This window comes from Janthinobacterium sp. Ant5-2-1, assembly GCF_001445815.1.
In the GTDB taxonomy this organism is placed as follows: domain Bacteria; phylum Pseudomonadota; class Gammaproteobacteria; order Burkholderiales; family Burkholderiaceae_D; genus Janthinobacterium; species Janthinobacterium lividum_E.
In genome coordinates, this window is record NZ_LNCE01000025.1 from 37277 (window position 1) to 52752 (window position 15476).

Below are 15476 nucleotides of genomic sequence, written 5' to 3' on the forward strand. Positions count from 1 at the left end.
AACGTTGTCATTTTAACTGAAGCGGCCGAAAATTTGCCTTTTTCTTAATGTGCCGGCAACAGCGGCCACCGTGGCCATGTGACCCCTTATTCCGCCAGGGGTTCCTTGATCAGCCTATGCACGAGCACGGGCAATTTCGAGTGCGACAGCACCTTGTTGGTCACGCTGCCCAGCAGCAATTGCCCCCAGCCGCTGCGGCCATGCGAGCCCATGAAAATCAGGTCGCAATGCTGCAATTGCGCCACTTCCACGATTTTCAGGGCCGGGCTGTCGGAAAACGCCGTCAGGCCCGTTGCTTCCAGGCCCCGCTTGGCGGCCGCGTCGAGGATGGGCTGCCAGTGGTCGGCGCCCGCCTTGCGCATGGCGATGCGGTATTCTTCCTCGCTGGGATAGCTTGGCGGAATGATCTCGATGTACACCGGGTACTGGTATTCGGGCGCCACGTACACGGCAAGGATGTCGGCGTGCATCTGTTCGGCAAAGGCAACGCCGGCACAGGCTGTCAAGTTGGAGACGGTGGAGCCGTCCGTGGCGATCAGAATTTTCTTATACATGGCAGGTCCTTTGGCGGTGACTGAGCGCGCGCAACGCCTCTTATTGTAGACGCGGCGGCAGCATTGTATTCATGTAAAGACTTGATAATTATCAATACAACTGCACCTTCAGTATAGACAACATTGGCAGAAAGATCGTGTTTAGCTGCAACGATGTCCGACGAGTCCATACCGCACTGTTGCGCAGGCGCCCGGAAGCAGGATTTCTTGTACGGTGCGTAGTCTTGCACGCACGCCAATGGTAGTATTTCAAAATACAACAGCAGGAACACTTATTTCCTGGTGGAAAAGCTCTTGTGGGCCAGCTTTGCACCAGGAAGCGCGTTTTGAGATTTACCAACAGGGCGGCGCCCTGCTACACTCGCACCATCGCAGCGGTATTGCCTCAAATCATCTTAATCGAGAAATTGTGGGTATCAGTCTGTAAAACGCACAGTTCAGGCGGAATTTTGACAAATTATGGAGAAGCAGGGATATGACCAACGCCGCTGATGATTTCGACGCATTATTCGATGAAGTATCTGCGCAAAGTGCGGCCGCGGCTCAGCCCGCACCAGCCGCCGCGCCCGCTCCCGCCGTGATCGCGGATGACGATTTCGACGCGCTGTTCGACTCCGTGTCGGCCAGCGCCGCCGTGCCTGCCGCTGCTGCGGCGCCGGTGGCCGCCGCGCCAACCGAGCCGGAAGCGGCCCCCGCAGCCAGCGCCGACGCGTCTGGCGAGGCGGCCGATCCCGTCGACCAGTCCGACAAGCCGATGTTCGAGCGCCTGGGCGGCATCGTGCGCCTGCTGCACGATTCGCTGCGCGAACTGGGCTACGACAAGGCGTTGACGGAAGCGTCGTCGCAGATCGTCGACGCCCAGGACCGCCTGGAATATGTCGCCACCCTGACCGAACAGGCCGCCAACAAGGTTTTGAACACGCTTGACGAAGGCATGCCGGCGCAAGATGTGCTGTCGAAGAAAGCCAAGGACATGGACAGCCGCTGGACGGCCCTGTTCGATGGCAAGCTGAGCCTGGAAGAATTCAAGGCCCTGGCCGGCGACTCGCGCCAGTTCGCGCAAGCCGTTGCTGAAGCAACGGAAGCGGAAAAAGCGCGCTTGCTGGAAATCATGATGGCGCAGGACTTCCAGGATATCACGGGCCAGCTGATCAAAAAAGTGGTCAACATCACCAAGACGGTGGAAAACGAACTGGCCCAGCTGCTGCGCGACAACGCGCCGGCCGAAGTACGCGAAAAACTGGCGCAAAAGCCGGTGCCGCTGATGCAGGGCCCGTCCGTGCCGTCGGTGGCGCTGGACCAGGATAATGTCGACGACCTTCTTGCGGATTTGGGATTCTAATGGACGATATGCTCAAGGATTTCGTCGTTGAGGCGATGGATCTTGCGGTTAATGTTGAAGAGCACTTGTTGCGCCTCGAGCGCGATCCTGACAACAAGGAAACACTGAATGCCGTGTTTCGTTCCTTCCACACCATCAAGGGCGGCGCCGGATTCATGGGCTTGCCCGCGCTGGTGGCGGCCTGCCATCTGACGGAAAACCTGTTCGACGCCTTGCGCACGGGCGCCGCGCCTGTCACCCCGATCGCCATCGAGGCGGCGCTGCAAGCGTCCGGTTTCGTCGCCGACCAGCTGACGGAACTGGCCAATGGCGCCGCGCCGGAAAGCTTGCCGGCCATGCCGGAAGAGCTGGAACACATCCTGACGAACGCCATCGAAGGCAAGGGCATGGACGCGCCTGCGCCTGCCGCCGCCGTGGTGGCGGAAGTGGCCGCGCCCGTTGCCCAGGTCGCCGAAGCTGTTGTGGCAGCGCCCGCCGCTGCCGCCGTGTCCACCGCCAGCGCCGATGGCCTGGACTGGGAAGCCATGTACAACGCCGTCGTCCCGGCCGGTAGCCGTGTCGCTGCCGCGCCCGTGTCCGCCGTTGCCGCTGCGCCTGCCACCGTGGCCGCCGCACCTGCTGCACCTGCCGCTGCTGCTGCCAAACCGGCCGCCAAGGCCTGGGATGGCGCCGAACGCCGCGAAGAGCGTCCGGAAGTGCGCCATGCTGCTCCCGTCAAGGAAGACAGCATCCGTGTCGACGCCGTCAAGCTCGACGCGCTGCTGGAAGTGGCCGGCGAATCCGTGCAGGCCGCCAACCAGGCTGCCGTGCTGCTCGAGCGCTTGTTGCAATTCAAATTCGAAGGCCAGGCCGCCACTTTGATGGCGACCCTGGCGGAAACCCTGGAGCGCGCTTCGCGTTACTCGACGGAATTGCAGCGGGCCACCCTGGCCACGCGCATGCAGCCTGTCGGCCGCCTGTTCCAGAAATTCCCGCGCCTGGTGCGCGAACTGGCGAAAGACCTGGGCAAGGATGTCGAACTGACCATCGAAGGCGCGGAGACGGAAGTCGACCGCGTGGTGGTGGACAGCCTGTACGATCCGCTCGTGCACATGCTGCGCAACTCGCTCGACCATGGCGTCGAATCGCCGGAAGCGCGCCTGGCCGCCGGCAAGCCCGCCAAATCGTATATTTCACTCAAGGCATGGCAGGAAGCCAACAGCGTCATGATCGTGCTGCAGGATGACGGCAAGGGCATGGACCCCGTCTTCCTGCGCAGCAAGGCCCAGCAAAAGGGCTTGATCAGCGAAAACGCGCAACTGAGCAACGACGAATGCTTCCAGCTGGTGTTCCTGCCGGGCTTCTCGACCAAGGAAGTCGCCTCCAGCGTTTCCGGGCGCGGCGTGGGCATGGACGTGGTGAAGACGGCCGTGGAGAAAAACCGCGGCGCCATCCACATCGAATCCATGCTGGGCAAGGGCACCAAGTTCGCCATCCGCCTGCCGATCGAATTGTCGATCGTGCCGACCATGCTCGTGTCGACCTCGGGCGCCGCGCTGGCGCTGCCGATGGCGGTGGTGCAGCGCGTCGTCGAATTGCCGGAAACCTTCATGGAAGTGGGCGGCGCGCCCGTGCTGAAAGACCAGGGCCGTCCATTGCCCGTGCGTTCGCTGGCCGGCGCCCTGGGCTACGAATCGTGCAGCGAGCGCGTCGGCATCGTGGTCGCTGCGCCACAGCCGTACATCCTTGCCGTGGAAGCCGTCGATGGCACGGCCGACCTCGTTATCAAGCCGATGACGGCCATCACCGTGGAAGGCATCACGGGCACGGCCCGCTCGGCCGAAGGCGAGCTGGTGCTGGTCGTGGGTCTGTCGTTCCTGATGGACGGGTGTAGAGGTAGCGTGCGTTTAGCTGCCTGAGTCTTGCTCGATTCGTTAGAAAGCCCGCTGGATATAGCGGGCTTTTTTTTATGGGACCAGCGGTGTCAAATATCGCTTGGGCGAAGGCTTCCGCCTTCCAGCCAGCGCTGCACGCGCAGCACTTCTTCAGCGCGGCCCGCCTCGTCCTTTGGCGGCGGCAAATAGATGTCGGGCATGATGCCGCCGAGATCCACCTGCATCTGCGGCAGGCGGGCCGAGCGCGAGGTGGCGTATTGCAGGTGGCGCTGGCCCGACGGCAGGAGGTGCAGGCGCATGTTCGAATAGTCGAGCGCGCCATAGCTGTTGCGGCCGATCAGCTTGACGTGAAAACTTTGCCGCGCCGCCAGCAGGAATTCTTCGCAGGAACTGGCGCAGTCGCGGTCGACCAGTACGGCCACGCGCGCCGGTCGGCGCGGCTCCGGCGTGTCCACGCGCGTATAGCTGATGGTGCCGCCGCTTTGCTGCGGCACGTACTGGCCCGGCTTGACGCTGCGCATCTGCGCCACGGCCTGGCTTGCAAAGGCCGCGCAGGCCTGGTCGCCGGGCGCCAGCAGTGCGCAGACTTTTTCCTGGCCGTCGATATTGGCTGGAGTGGACAGCCATTCGGCGCCCATCGTCACTATTTCATCCGAACTGATCCAGGACAGCAGCGGCGCATACGTGCTGTCGCTGCCGCCGCCGTTGCGGCGCACGTCGAGTATCCAGTTGGGGCGCGCCGACAGCGCCGCGCGGTGCGTGTCGAGCAGGCTGGCCACGGCGGCGCGGTAGCTGCCGTGGAAGCTGGGCAAGGTCAGCAGCACGGTCGAGTCCGACAATATCTGCAGCGCCGGCGCCTTCGAGGGTGCTGCCTGTCCTGACGCGGCGGGGCGCACCGGCGCCGGTTTGGCGATATCGAGCGCGCTGCCCGGTTTTACGTGCAGGTGGCCCTTGCGCCACGTACGCGCATAGTTTTCCAGAATCGCATCGCAGGCATTGCCATCGGCCGCGCCAGCCGCCGACGTGGCAGCCGTGGCCAGCGCCAGGTCGAAATACGCCTGTCCCTTTTGTTCCAGATGCTGGCGCGCGCCCGTATCGTTTTCCAGCAGGAAGGGCGCAATGGCGCGCAAGTCCTGCACGCATGTTTCTCCCGGCGTGGCCGCCGCCGCATGGCTGCCGGCCAGGGTCAGGGCGGCCAGCGCCAACAAGTTCAGTTTCATCGAAGTACCCCGGTGGTGGCGCGCGTGCGCAGTCATTATTGTCGAAACACAATACACGAAAGATTGAGGGAAAAACATGTATTTCTGCCGCCGCCGTCAGTCCTTCGGCCGGCCGTGTACGGATGGGCTTATGATGCCGCTGGCAAGCCGATATCGGCAATTTCCAGCTCATATCCAACAATGTGGCCAAACTTTGTATCGCCAATCCCACGCTTTTGCCTGTTTCGGTTCTGTGTCCCGCAATATATGGCATAATCCTTGTGGATCACCGTATGACCTGGTATCACTTGATCACTTACTACAGGCTGTGGCAACGCTGCATAAATCATGATGAAGACGCTTTACGACAAACTTTGGGAATCCCACGTTGTTCGGGCCGAAGATGATGGCACGACAATTCTGTACATCGACCGGCACCTGCTGCACGAAGTCACCAGCCCGCAAGCCTTCGACGGCCTCAGCGTGGCGGGCCGCCAGCCGTGGCGCATTTCCGCCAACCTGGCCGTGGCCGACCATAACGTGCCCACCACCAGCCGCGTGGACGGCATTGCCGATCCGGTCTCGCGCCTGCAGGTGGAAACCCTGGACAAGAACGCCAAGCACTACGGCTTGACCTATTTCAACATGAACGACAAGCGCCAGGGCATCGTGCACGTGATCGGCCCCGAGCAGGGCGCGACCCTGCCCGGCATGACGGTCGTCTGCGGCGATTCGCACACGTCCACGCATGGCGCTTTCGGCGCGCTGGCGCACGGCATCGGCACGTCCGAAGTGGAACACGTGCTGGCCACGCAAACCTTGCTGCAAAAGAAATCCAAATCCATGCTGGTGCAAGTCGACGGCGCGCTGCCGGCCGGTGTGACGGCGAAAGATATCGTGCTGGCCATCATCGGCAAGATCGGCACGGCCGGCGGCACGGGCTACTGTATCGAATTCGGCGGCTCGGCCATCCGCGCGCTGTCGATGGAAGGGCGCATGACGGTGTGCAACATGGCCATCGAGGCGGGCGCGCGCGCCGGCATCATCGGCGTCGACGACACCACCATCAATTACGTCAAGGGCCGTCCGTTTTCGCCGGCCGGTCCGCACTGGGAACGCGCCGTGGCTTACTGGCGCACCCTGCATTCGGACCCGGGCGCGCGTTTCGACCTGGTCGTCACGCTCAACGCGCAAGAGATCGAGCCGCAAGTGACGTGGGGTACGTCGCCGGAAATGGTCATCGGCATCGATGGCCGCGTGCCGGACCCGGACAACGAGAAAGACAGCGTCAAGCGCGATGCCATCGAAAAGGCCCTCGTCTACATGGCCCTGAAACCGAATACGCCGATCACCGACGTGCGCATCGACAAGGTCTTCATCGGTTCCTGCACCAATTCGCGCATCGAAGATTTGCGCGCGGCCGCCGCCGTGGTGCGCGGCAAGTACCGTGCATCGAACGTGACCCTGGCGCTGGTCGTGCCAGGTTCCGGCCTCGTCAAGGACCAGGCGGAACGCGAAGGCCTGGACCGCATCTTCAAGGATGCCGGTTTCGAGTGGCGCGAACCGGGCTGTTCCATGTGCCTGGCCATGAATGCGGACCGCCTGGAGCCGGGCGAACGCTGCGCGTCGACCTCGAACCGCAACTTCGAAGGCCGGCAAGGGCAGGGCGGACGTACCCACCTGGTGTCGCCGGCGATGGCGGCCGCGGCGGGTATCGCCGGCCACTTTGTCGACGTGCGGGGATTGCGATGACGGCAGGGACTGGCGCCGCTGGTTTACACTAGCGGTCTCAGTCCCATCTTTCTTATCGAGAACTCATCATGAAAAAACTCTTCGCCCTCCTCATCGCCACCGTCATCCTGTCTGGCTGCAACACCGTCTCCGGCATCGGCCGCGACGTGCAGAAAGTCGGCCAGGTTGTCACTGGCGCCGGCGGAAAATAAACCGTGACGTGCCGGCGCCCTGCGCCGCGCGTCTTACCGAGTAGAAACAGCATGGATAAATTTACGATTTACGAAGGCCTGGTGGCCCCGCTGGACCGCGCCAACGTCGACACCGACGCGATTATCCCGAAGCAATTCCTGAAATCGATCCACCGCAGCGGCTTCGGCCCCAACCTGTTCGACGAATGGCGCTACCTCGACCATGGCGAACCGGGCCAGGACAACAGCCGCCGCCCGCTGAACCCCGAGTTCGTGCTCAACGAGCCGCGCTACCAGGGCGCTTCGATCTTGCTGACACGCAAGAACTTCGGCTGCGGCTCCTCGCGCGAACACGCGCCGTGGGCCCTGGATCAATATGGCTTCCGCGCCATCATCGCGCCATCGTTTGCCGACATCTTCTTCAACAACTGCTACAAGAACGGTTTGCTGCCCATCGTACTGTCGGAAAGCCAGGTCGAGCACCTGTTCAATGAAGTCAAGGCTTTCCCCGGCTACAAGCTGGTGGTCGACCTGGAACAGCAGTGCGTGCGCACCAGCAACGGTTCCGTCTCGTACCCGTTCGAGATCGACGCCTTCCGCAAATACTGCCTGATGAATGGCCTCGACGATATCGGCCTGACCCTGCGCCACGCGGACGATATCCGCGCCTTCGAAGAACGGCATCTGCATAATCAGCCTTGGCTGGCCAACGTTATCTAAAGATCACTCCATGAAAATTGCAATCTTACCCGGCGACGGGATCGGTCCTGAAATCGTCGCGCAAGCCGTCAAGGTCTTGAATGTGCTGGGCGAATCGTTCGAGCTGGAAACGGCACCCGTGGGCGGCGCCGGCTATGCGGCCCATGGCCACCCTTTGCCGGAAGCCACCCTGGCGCTGGCGAAAGCGGCGGATGCCGTGCTGTTCGGCGCCGTGGGCGACTATAAATATGACAACCTGGAGCGCCAGTTCCGCCCGGAACAGGCGATTCTGGGCTTGCGCAAGAACCTGGGCCTGTTCGCCAACCTGCGTCCGGCTATTCTGTACCCGGAACTGGCGGGCGCCTCGACCCTGAAGCCGGAAGTGGTGTCCGGCCTGGACATTTTGATCATCCGCGAGTTGACGGGCGACATTTATTTCGGCCAGCCCCGCGGCGTGCGCGAGTGCCCGGACGGTCCGTTCAAGGGCCAGCGCGAAGGCTTCGACACCATGCGCTATGCAGAAGGCGAAATCCGCCGCATCGCCCACGTGGCTTTCCAGGCTGCGCAAAAGCGCGACAAGCGCCTGACCAGCGTGGACAAGGCGAATGTGCTGGAAACCTTCCAGTTCTGGAAAGACATCGTCACTGACGTGCACAAGGAATACCCGGACGTGGCGCTCGACCACATGTATGTCGACAACGCGGCCATGCAGCTGGTGCGGGCGCCGAAGAAATTCGACGTCATGGTGACCGGTAACATGTTCGGCGACATCCTGTCGGATGCGGCCGCCATGCTGACGGGCTCGATCGGCATGCTGCCGTCGGCCTCGCTGGACGCCAATAACAAGGGCTTGTACGAGCCATCGCATGGTTCGGCGCCCGATATCGCGGGCAAGGGCATCGCCAATCCGCTGGCGACGATCTTGTCGGCCGCCATGATGCTGCGCTATTCGCTGAACCGCGAAGAGCAGGCAAACCGCATCGAGGGTGCCGTCAAGCAAGTGCTGGCGCAGGGTCTGCGCACGGCCGACATCCACGAAGCGGGCACGACTTTGGTCGGTACCGAGGCCATGGGTGATGCAGTTGTAAAAGCACTGGGATAAAATAGTCTAATGACGGCAGTCGCCGTCTCATCTTGAGGAATGGTAATGAAATTAGTTGGCTTGGTAGGTTGGCGCGGTATGGTCGGTTCGGTCCTGATGCAACGCATGCAGGAAGAGGGCGATTTCGCCCATATCGAACCGGTGTTTTTCACCACGTCGAACACGGGCGGCTCGGCGCCGGCCATGGCGAAGAATGAAACCATCCTCAAGGATGCCAACAACATCGCCGAACTGTCCAAGTGCGACATCATTATTTCCTGCCAGGGCGGCGACTACACGAGCGCCGTGTTCCCGCAGCTGCGCGCAGCGGGCTGGAATGGCTACTGGATCGATGCGGCCTCGACCTTGCGCATGGAAAAAGACGCCGTCATCGTGCTCGACCCCGTCAACCTGCACGTCATCAAGGATGCGCTGGGCAAGGGCGTCAAGAATTACATCGGCGGCAATTGCACCGTGTCGTGCATGATGATGGGCCTGGGCGGCCTGTTCCAGCACGACCTGATCGACTGGATGACGTCGATGACCTACCAGGCGGCATCGGGCGGCGGCGCGCAGCACATGCGCGAACTGCTGACGCAATTTGGCACCATCAACGGTTCCGTCAAGGCGCTGCTGGACAATCCTGCTTCCGCCATCCTGGAAATCGACCGCCAGGTGCTGGCCACCCAGCACGGCTATTCCCCGGATGAAATCAAGCAATTCGGCGCGCCGCTGGCCGGCAACCTGATCCCGTGGATCGACAAGGACCTGGGCAACGGCCAGTCGAAGGAAGAGTGGAAGGCGGGCGCGGAAACGAACAAGATCCTCGGCCGCGGCATCGACTTCGGTACCAAGGAAATTCCTGTCGACGGCCTGTGCGTGCGCATCGGCGCCATGCGCTGCCATTCGCAAGCCTTGACCATCAAGCTGAAAAAAGACGTGCCGCTCGATGAGATCAACGACATCATCGCCAGCAACAACGAATGGGTGAAATTCGTGCCGAACACGCGCGAAGCGTCCGTGCGCGACCTGTCGCCGGCGGCCGTGACCGGCAGCCTGACGATTCCCGTCGGCCGTGTGCGCAAGATGAGCATGGGCGGCGAATACCTGTCTGCCTTCACCGTGGGCGACCAGTTACTGTGGGGCGCGGCCGAGCCGTTGCGCCGCATGCTGCGTATTCTCTTGGACGCGTAATCGCCACAAATTGCTGATCAAGATCAAGCCGGGGCTGTTTTCCCGGCTTTTTTTTCGTCCCAAGCCCGTCAAGGCTCAACCATGCGGAGCTTGCATAGCTCTGGGCATGATGATATGTTGATACCTCTGGAAAAGTAACAGTTTTCCCATGTCAACTAAGATGCCGCCAACTATGCCTGTACACACTCGTCCCCGGGTCGCCTCCCTTGCCATTAAAACACTCAGCAGCGCTGTCGCCTGTGCGGTGTTATTGTCACCGGCGGCATCCGCAGCCGAGCTGGGCAAGATTACGGTGCTGTCCGCCGCCGGCCAGCCGCTGCGCGCCGAGGTCGAATTGTCGGCCATCAAGCCAGGCGAAGCCACCAGCCTGCTGGCCAAGCTGGCGCCGCCGGACGCCTACCGTCAGGCCAACGTGGAATTCAATCCCGCGTTGAATGCGCTGACGTTTGCCGTGGAAAACCGCAATGGCAAGCCTTTCATCCGCATCAGTTCGGCGCAACCGGTGGCCGAGCCGATGGTCGACCTGCTGCTGGAACTGAGCAGCAAGAGCGGCCGCCAGGTGCGCGAATATGCGTTCGTGCTCGACACGCCCGAAGCGCGCCAGACGCGCGGCGCGCAAGTGACGGCGCCAGTCGAGCCGGGCAAGGCCAAGCCGGCCGCCGTTGCCGAGACTGCGCCGCCTGCCGCGAAAAAGGCGGCAGGCGAATACAAGGTCAAGGCGGGCGATACCCTGAGCCGCATCGCCAGCGAACTGAAGCCTTCTGGCGTGTCGCTCGACATGATGCTCGTGGCCCTGTACCGCGCCAATCCCGACGCCTTCAAGGGCGAGAACATGAACCGCATGCAGGCCGGGCGCATCCTGGCCGTGCCGGGCGCGGACGCCGTGCGTGCCACCGGTGCGGCTGAAGCGAAGGGCATCGTGACGGCGCACGCCATCGATTTCGAAGCCTACCGCAACAAGCTGGCGGGCCAGGTGTCGCAAAGCAAGCCGGCCAAGGCGGCCGAAGCGACGCAAAGCACGGCCGGCAAGATCGGCGCGACCAAGGTGCAGGAAAAGCCGACGGCCGTGAGCGAGTCGCAAGACAAGCTGAAACTGTCGAAGGCGGAACCGGCGGCCAAGTCGGCCGGCAAGAGCGCCGTGGTCAGCGAGGAAGACAAGATCGCCAAGGCGAAGCAGGTCGATGAAGCGGCTGCCCGCGTCAAGGAGCTGGAAAAGAACGTCAGCGACCTGGAAAAATTGATGGCGGTCAAGAGCAAGGCCATGGCCGACAAGAGCGCCCCGGCGCCCGCCAAGCCGGCCGAAGCTGCCGCCAGCGCATTGGCAAGCTCGCCGGCTGTTGCCAGCGTGCCAGCCGAAGCGCAGCCGCCCGTTCCCAAAGCGAAACCGGTGCCGCTGGTGAAAAAACCATCGCCGCTGGAACCGACCATCACCGACAAGATCAATGACCACCTGGGCGCCATCGGCATCGGCATCGCCGCGCTGCTGGCTGCCGTGGCTGCGCTGGTGATCGCGCGCCGCCGCAAGGATGCGCCGCCTGCGCGCGAAGACGTACCGCCCGTGTTCGAGCCAGAGCCGCCCGTCGCGCCGCCGTCAGGCCTGGCGCCGGAAGACCAGCAGTCCGAAGCGAGCAATCACCTGTTCGGCACGGGCGCCGCCGCTGCCGGCGTGGCCGCCGCAGCGGGCGCCAGCATGCTCGATGCGAATGAAACGGACCCGGTCGCCGAAGCGGACGTGTATATCGCCTACGGCCGCGATGGTCAGGCGGAAGATATCCTCAAGGAAGCCTTGCGTATCCACCCGGAACGCCATGCTGCCCGCCTGAAGCTGCTGGAAATCTATTCGGCCCGCAATGACGTGCGCGCGTTTGAAGACCAGGCCAGCGAGCTGTACAGCCTGACGCGTGGCCAGGGCGAAGAGTGGCCGCAAGCGGCCGCGCTAGGCCTGGCGCTCGACCCCACCAATCCCCTGTATGGCGATACGGAAGACGACGCCGTCGTCAGCCTGAGCAAGGCTGCCGGCAACGACGTGCATGGCCAGAGCATGGATTTGCCTGACGAGCCAGCCGCGCCGCTGGCCGACCTGGCGCCGGCCGAGTCCGTGTCTTCCGTGGCGGCCCGCGATGCGCGCGATCCCCTCGACTTTGACCTCGACAGCCTCGATTTCGAGCCCGTTTCCACCGGCGACCCGATCGTCATGCCGGGACCGGACAGCAAGCCCGTCTCCGCCGCGCAGGATGCGCAGTATGACGCCAGCATGGATTTCGGCCTGGACCTGGAGCCGCCAGCCGGCCCCGTGAATGGCGTGGGTGCCGGCTTGACGCCGCTGCCTGATCCGTTGAAAGATATCGACCTGGCCCATTTTGACCTCGACGAGCCCGTGGCGCCAGCTAGCGCGCCGGTCGCGGCGGCCGAGCCTTCGCTCGACAGCCTGTTCGACGACGCGCAAACGCCGGCCGCGCCGCCGGAAAATATCCCGCCTGCGCAGGAATTCGACTTGTCCGGCATCGACCTGGACCTCAACGATGGCAAGACGGCCAGCGTGGGCGTGGACGATCCGCTTTCGGCCATCCACATGGAAATGGATACCAAGCTGGACCTGGCGATCGCGTACCAGGAAATAGGCGACAAGGAAGGCGCGCGCGAACTGATCGATGAGGTCATCAAGGGCGGTAGCGACGAGCAGGTTGCGAAAGCCAATACCATGCGCGCGCTGTTGAGCTAGCAGTGCCCGCCGGTGCGGCAGGCTGCCGCGCCGGTATAATGCTTCGATGCAAAATATTACGACAGCAACGCCATTGAAGCGTATCGTCCTCGGCCTGCAGTACGACGGCACGGCCTGGCATGGATACCAGAAACAGGAAGACGGGCAAACGGTGCAGGACCAGCTGGAAAACGCGCTGGAACAGTTTGCCCGCGTGCGCCTGGCCACCACCTGCGCCGGCCGCACGGATACGGGCGTGCATGCGCTCGAGCAAGTCGTGCATTTCGATACGGAACTGAACCGCGACGTGCACTCATGGGTGCGCGGCGTCAACGCCTTCCTGCCGAAGTCCATCGCCGTGCGCTGGGCCAGGGAACTGGAAGGCGATCCGACGGTCAATGACTTCTTCCACGCCCGCTTCAGCGCCCGCGCTCGCACCTATCATTATGTGTTGTACAACAACGCCACCCGCTCGCCGCTGGTGGAAGGGCGCGCCGGCTTCTTTTTCCGCCCGCTGGACGTGGAACTGATGCGCCAGGCCGTGCAGCCGCTGCTGGGCTGGCATGACTTCACGGCCTTCCGCGCCGCGCAATGCCAAGCCAAGTCGCCCGTCAAGCTCATGCATGACATCCGCATCGAGCGGCGCGGCGATTGCGTCATTTTTACGATTACGGCCAATGCCTTCCTGCACCACATGGTGCGCAACCTGGTCGGTTCGCTCGTCTACATCGGCACGGGGCGCGAAAAGCCGGACTGGCTCGGCCATCTGCTGGAAAGCAAGGACCGCCATGCGGCCGCGCCCACCTTCATGCCGGACGGCCTGTACCTGGCGCAGATCGATTACGATCCGAAATGGGAACTGCCGCAAGACAGCAGCAGCGCCTTGCCCTGGTTCTGACGTTTACTTCAAGGAAAAGCCATGCCACGCACACGCATCAAGATCTGCGGCCTGACCCGCGCCGAAGATATCCAGGCCGTCGTGGCGGCGGGCGCCGACGCCATCGGTTTCGTGTTTTATCCGAAAAGCCCCCGCTACGTGACGCCTGAACAGGCCGCCAGCCTGATCGCGGCCATGCCGCCGTACGTGACGACGGTGGGCCTGTTCGTCAACGCCACGCTGGACGAGGTGCGGGCAACGAAAGCCGTGGCGCCCTTGTCGCTGCTGCAATTTCATGGCGACGAGACGCCAGAACACAGCGCCGCGCTGGCTGCGGCCGTGAATACGCCGTTTACGCAAGTGTTCCGCGTCAAACCCGACACCAGCTTTGAAGATTTGCTAGAATACGAACAGCGCTATCGCGCCGCCAGTCCCTTGTTTGCCAGCCTCTTGCTGGACACCTATGTGGATGCTTATGGCGGTGCAGGAAAGGTATTTGATTGGTCCCTCATTCCAAAAGAACTCGCGCCTCGGGTCGTTTTAAGTGGTGGCTTGAGCGTACAAAACGCGACTGACGCAGTGGTGCGCGTGCGCCCTTACGCCGTCGACATCAGCAGTGGTGTCGAAGCGTCCAAGGGCATCAAGGACGCATCCCGTGTTCGCGCGTTTATCGCCGCGGTGCAGGATGCCGATGCCATCATTGCCAGAGGAAACAACCATGAATGACCACACCACAGCGCCCGGCGCAGCCGCCGCATTGTTCCACGCTACCGATTATCCGTTTCCCGACCTGCGCGGCCACTTCGGCCCGTACGGCGGCTCTTTCGTTGCCGAAACGCTCACGCATGCGCTGGCCGAGCTGAAAGACGCCTACGCCCGCTACAGCGTCGATCCGGAATTCCTCGAAGAGTTCCGCTATGAGTTGAAACACTTTGTCGGCCGTCCGTCGCCCATCTACCACGCCAAGCGCTGGTCCGAGCTGGCCGGTGGCGCGCAAATCTATTTCAAGCGCGAAGACTTGAACCACACGGGCGCGCACAAGATCAATAACGTGATCGGCCAGGCCCTGCTGGCCAAGCGCATGGGCAAGCCGCGCATCATCGCCGAGACGGGCGCGGGACAGCACGGCGTGGCCACGGCCACCATCTGCGCCCGCTTCGGCCTCGAATGCGTGGTCTACATGGGCAGCGAAGACGTCAAGCGCCAGGCGCAGAACGTGTACCGCATGAAATTGTTGGGCGCGACCGTCGTGCCCGTCGAGTCCGGTTCCAAGACCCTCAAGGATGCGCTGAATGAAGCCATGCGCGACTGGGTCACCAACATTGAAAACACCTTTTATATCATCGGCACCGTGGCAGGCCCGCACCCGTATCCGATGATGGTGCGCGACTTCCAGTCCGTGATCGGCGAGGAATGCCTGGTGCAGATGCCGGAAATGACGGGCCGCCAGCCCGACTACGTGCTGGCCTGCATCGGCGGCGGCTCGAACGCCATGGGCATCTTTTACCCATATATCGACCAGAAAGAGGTAAAACTGATCGGCGTGGAAGCGGCCGGCGAAGGCCTGGACACGGGCAAGCATTCGGCCTCGCTGACGGCCGGTTTCCCGGGTGTGCTGCACGGCAACCGCACCTATCTGCTGCAGGATGAAAATGGCCAGATCATCGAGACGCACTCCGTCTCGGCCGGCCTCGACTATCCTGGCGTGGGACCGGAACACGCGTGGCTGAAAGACTCGGGCCGCGCGCAATACGTGTCGATCACGGATGACGAGGCCTTGCAGGCGTTCCACGACTGCTGCCATATCGAAGGCATCATCCCGGCCCTGGAATCGTCGCACGCGCTGGCCTATGCGGCCAAGCTGGCGGCCACCTTGCCGAAAGACCAGATCGTGCTGGCCAACCTGTCGGGCCGTGGCGACAAGGACATGCATACCGTGGCGGAACGCATGGGATTGAATTTCAGTTAAATAACTGACAACCCCAGTATTGCGTAGGTCGGATTAGCGCGCATGCGCGTAATCCGACATCTCC

13 protein-coding genes are annotated in these 15476 nt (G+C 62.7%); 11 read left to right on the plus strand and 2 right to left on the minus strand.

Annotated features, from left to right (window positions below):
• Nucleotides 1–86 precede the first annotated feature (86 nt).
• The gene (locus tag ASN89_RS09260; RefSeq protein WP_046685803.1) at nt 87–554 is read right to left on the minus strand and encodes a universal stress protein; all 468 of its coding nucleotides are present in this window, start codon (nt 552–554) and stop codon (nt 87–89) included.
• Nucleotides 555–1029: 475 nt separating this feature from the next.
• On the opposite strand from ASN89_RS09260, the gene ASN89_RS09265 reads away from it, so the two are divergent.
• Both ASN89_RS09265 and ASN89_RS09270 read left to right on the plus strand, forming a co-directional pair.
• On the plus strand, nt 1030–1896 hold the full coding sequence (locus ASN89_RS09265; protein ID WP_058049063.1) for a protein phosphatase CheZ: 867 nt from the start codon (nt 1030–1032) through the stop codon (nt 1894–1896).
• Nucleotides 1896–3794: a chemotaxis protein CheA gene (locus tag ASN89_RS09270; protein WP_058049064.1), complete on the plus strand. Its 1899-nt coding sequence runs from the start codon at nt 1896–1898 to the stop codon at nt 3792–3794. The genes ASN89_RS09265 and ASN89_RS09270 overlap by 1 nt, the downstream gene beginning before the upstream one ends.
• A 65-nt stretch (nt 3795–3859) precedes the next feature.
• Here ASN89_RS09270 and ASN89_RS09275 read toward each other — a convergent pair whose 3' ends face one another.
• On the minus strand, nt 3860–4990 hold the full coding sequence (locus ASN89_RS09275) for a S41 family peptidase (RefSeq protein WP_058049065.1): 1131 nt from the start codon (nt 4988–4990) through the stop codon (nt 3860–3862).
• A 327-nt stretch (nt 4991–5317) separates the two neighbouring features.
• Between ASN89_RS09275 and leuC the strand changes: the two genes are divergently transcribed.
• The 9 genes from leuC to trpB all read left to right on the plus strand — a co-directional run bounded on the left by leuC (nt 5318) and on the right by trpB (nt 15412).
• Entirely contained in the window at nt 5318–6721 is a 1404-nt protein-coding gene (gene leuC / locus ASN89_RS09280) for a 3-isopropylmalate dehydratase large subunit (protein ID WP_058049066.1), read from the plus strand.
• 68 nt (nt 6722–6789) lie between these two features.
• Nucleotides 6790–6912 carry a lipoprotein gene (locus ASN89_RS28130; RefSeq protein WP_010400408.1) on the plus strand — a complete coding sequence of 41 codons (123 nt, stop codon included), beginning with the start codon at nt 6790–6792 and terminating at the stop codon, nt 6910–6912.
• A 51-nt stretch (nt 6913–6963) separates the two neighbouring features.
• Nucleotides 6964–7611: a 3-isopropylmalate dehydratase small subunit gene (leuD, locus tag ASN89_RS09285; protein ID WP_058049067.1), complete on the plus strand. Its 648-nt coding sequence runs from the start codon at nt 6964–6966 to the stop codon at nt 7609–7611.
• A 10-nt stretch (nt 7612–7621) separates the two neighbouring features.
• Complete coding sequence (gene leuB, locus ASN89_RS09290; RefSeq protein ID WP_058049068.1) at nt 7622–8692, plus strand: 3-isopropylmalate dehydrogenase; 1071 nt, start codon at nt 7622–7624, stop codon at nt 8690–8692.
• Between the two features lie 45 nt (nt 8693–8737).
• Complete coding sequence (asd, locus tag ASN89_RS09295; protein WP_082654496.1) at nt 8738–9865, plus strand: aspartate-semialdehyde dehydrogenase; 1128 nt, start codon at nt 8738–8740, stop codon at nt 9863–9865.
• A 250-nt stretch (nt 9866–10115) separates the two neighbouring features.
• Nucleotides 10116–12587: a FimV/HubP family polar landmark protein gene (locus ASN89_RS09300; protein WP_058049070.1), complete on the plus strand. Its 2472-nt coding sequence runs from the start codon at nt 10116–10118 to the stop codon at nt 12585–12587.
• Nucleotides 12588–12633: 46 nt separating this feature from the next.
• A complete protein-coding gene (gene truA / locus ASN89_RS09305) occupies nt 12634–13464 on the plus strand; it encodes a tRNA pseudouridine(38-40) synthase TruA (protein ID WP_185982128.1) in 831 nt (276 codons plus the stop codon).
• A 21-nt stretch (nt 13465–13485) separates the two neighbouring features.
• Complete coding sequence (locus ASN89_RS09310) at nt 13486–14169, plus strand: phosphoribosylanthranilate isomerase (RefSeq protein ID WP_058049071.1); 684 nt, start codon at nt 13486–13488, stop codon at nt 14167–14169.
• Nucleotides 14162–15412 (plus strand): tryptophan synthase subunit beta, encoded by a 1251-nt coding sequence (trpB, locus tag ASN89_RS09315; RefSeq protein ID WP_138829015.1) that lies wholly within the window; start codon nt 14162–14164, stop codon nt 15410–15412. Before ASN89_RS09310 ends, trpB begins: the two co-directional genes overlap by 8 nt.
• Nucleotides 15413–15476 lie beyond the last annotated feature (64 nt).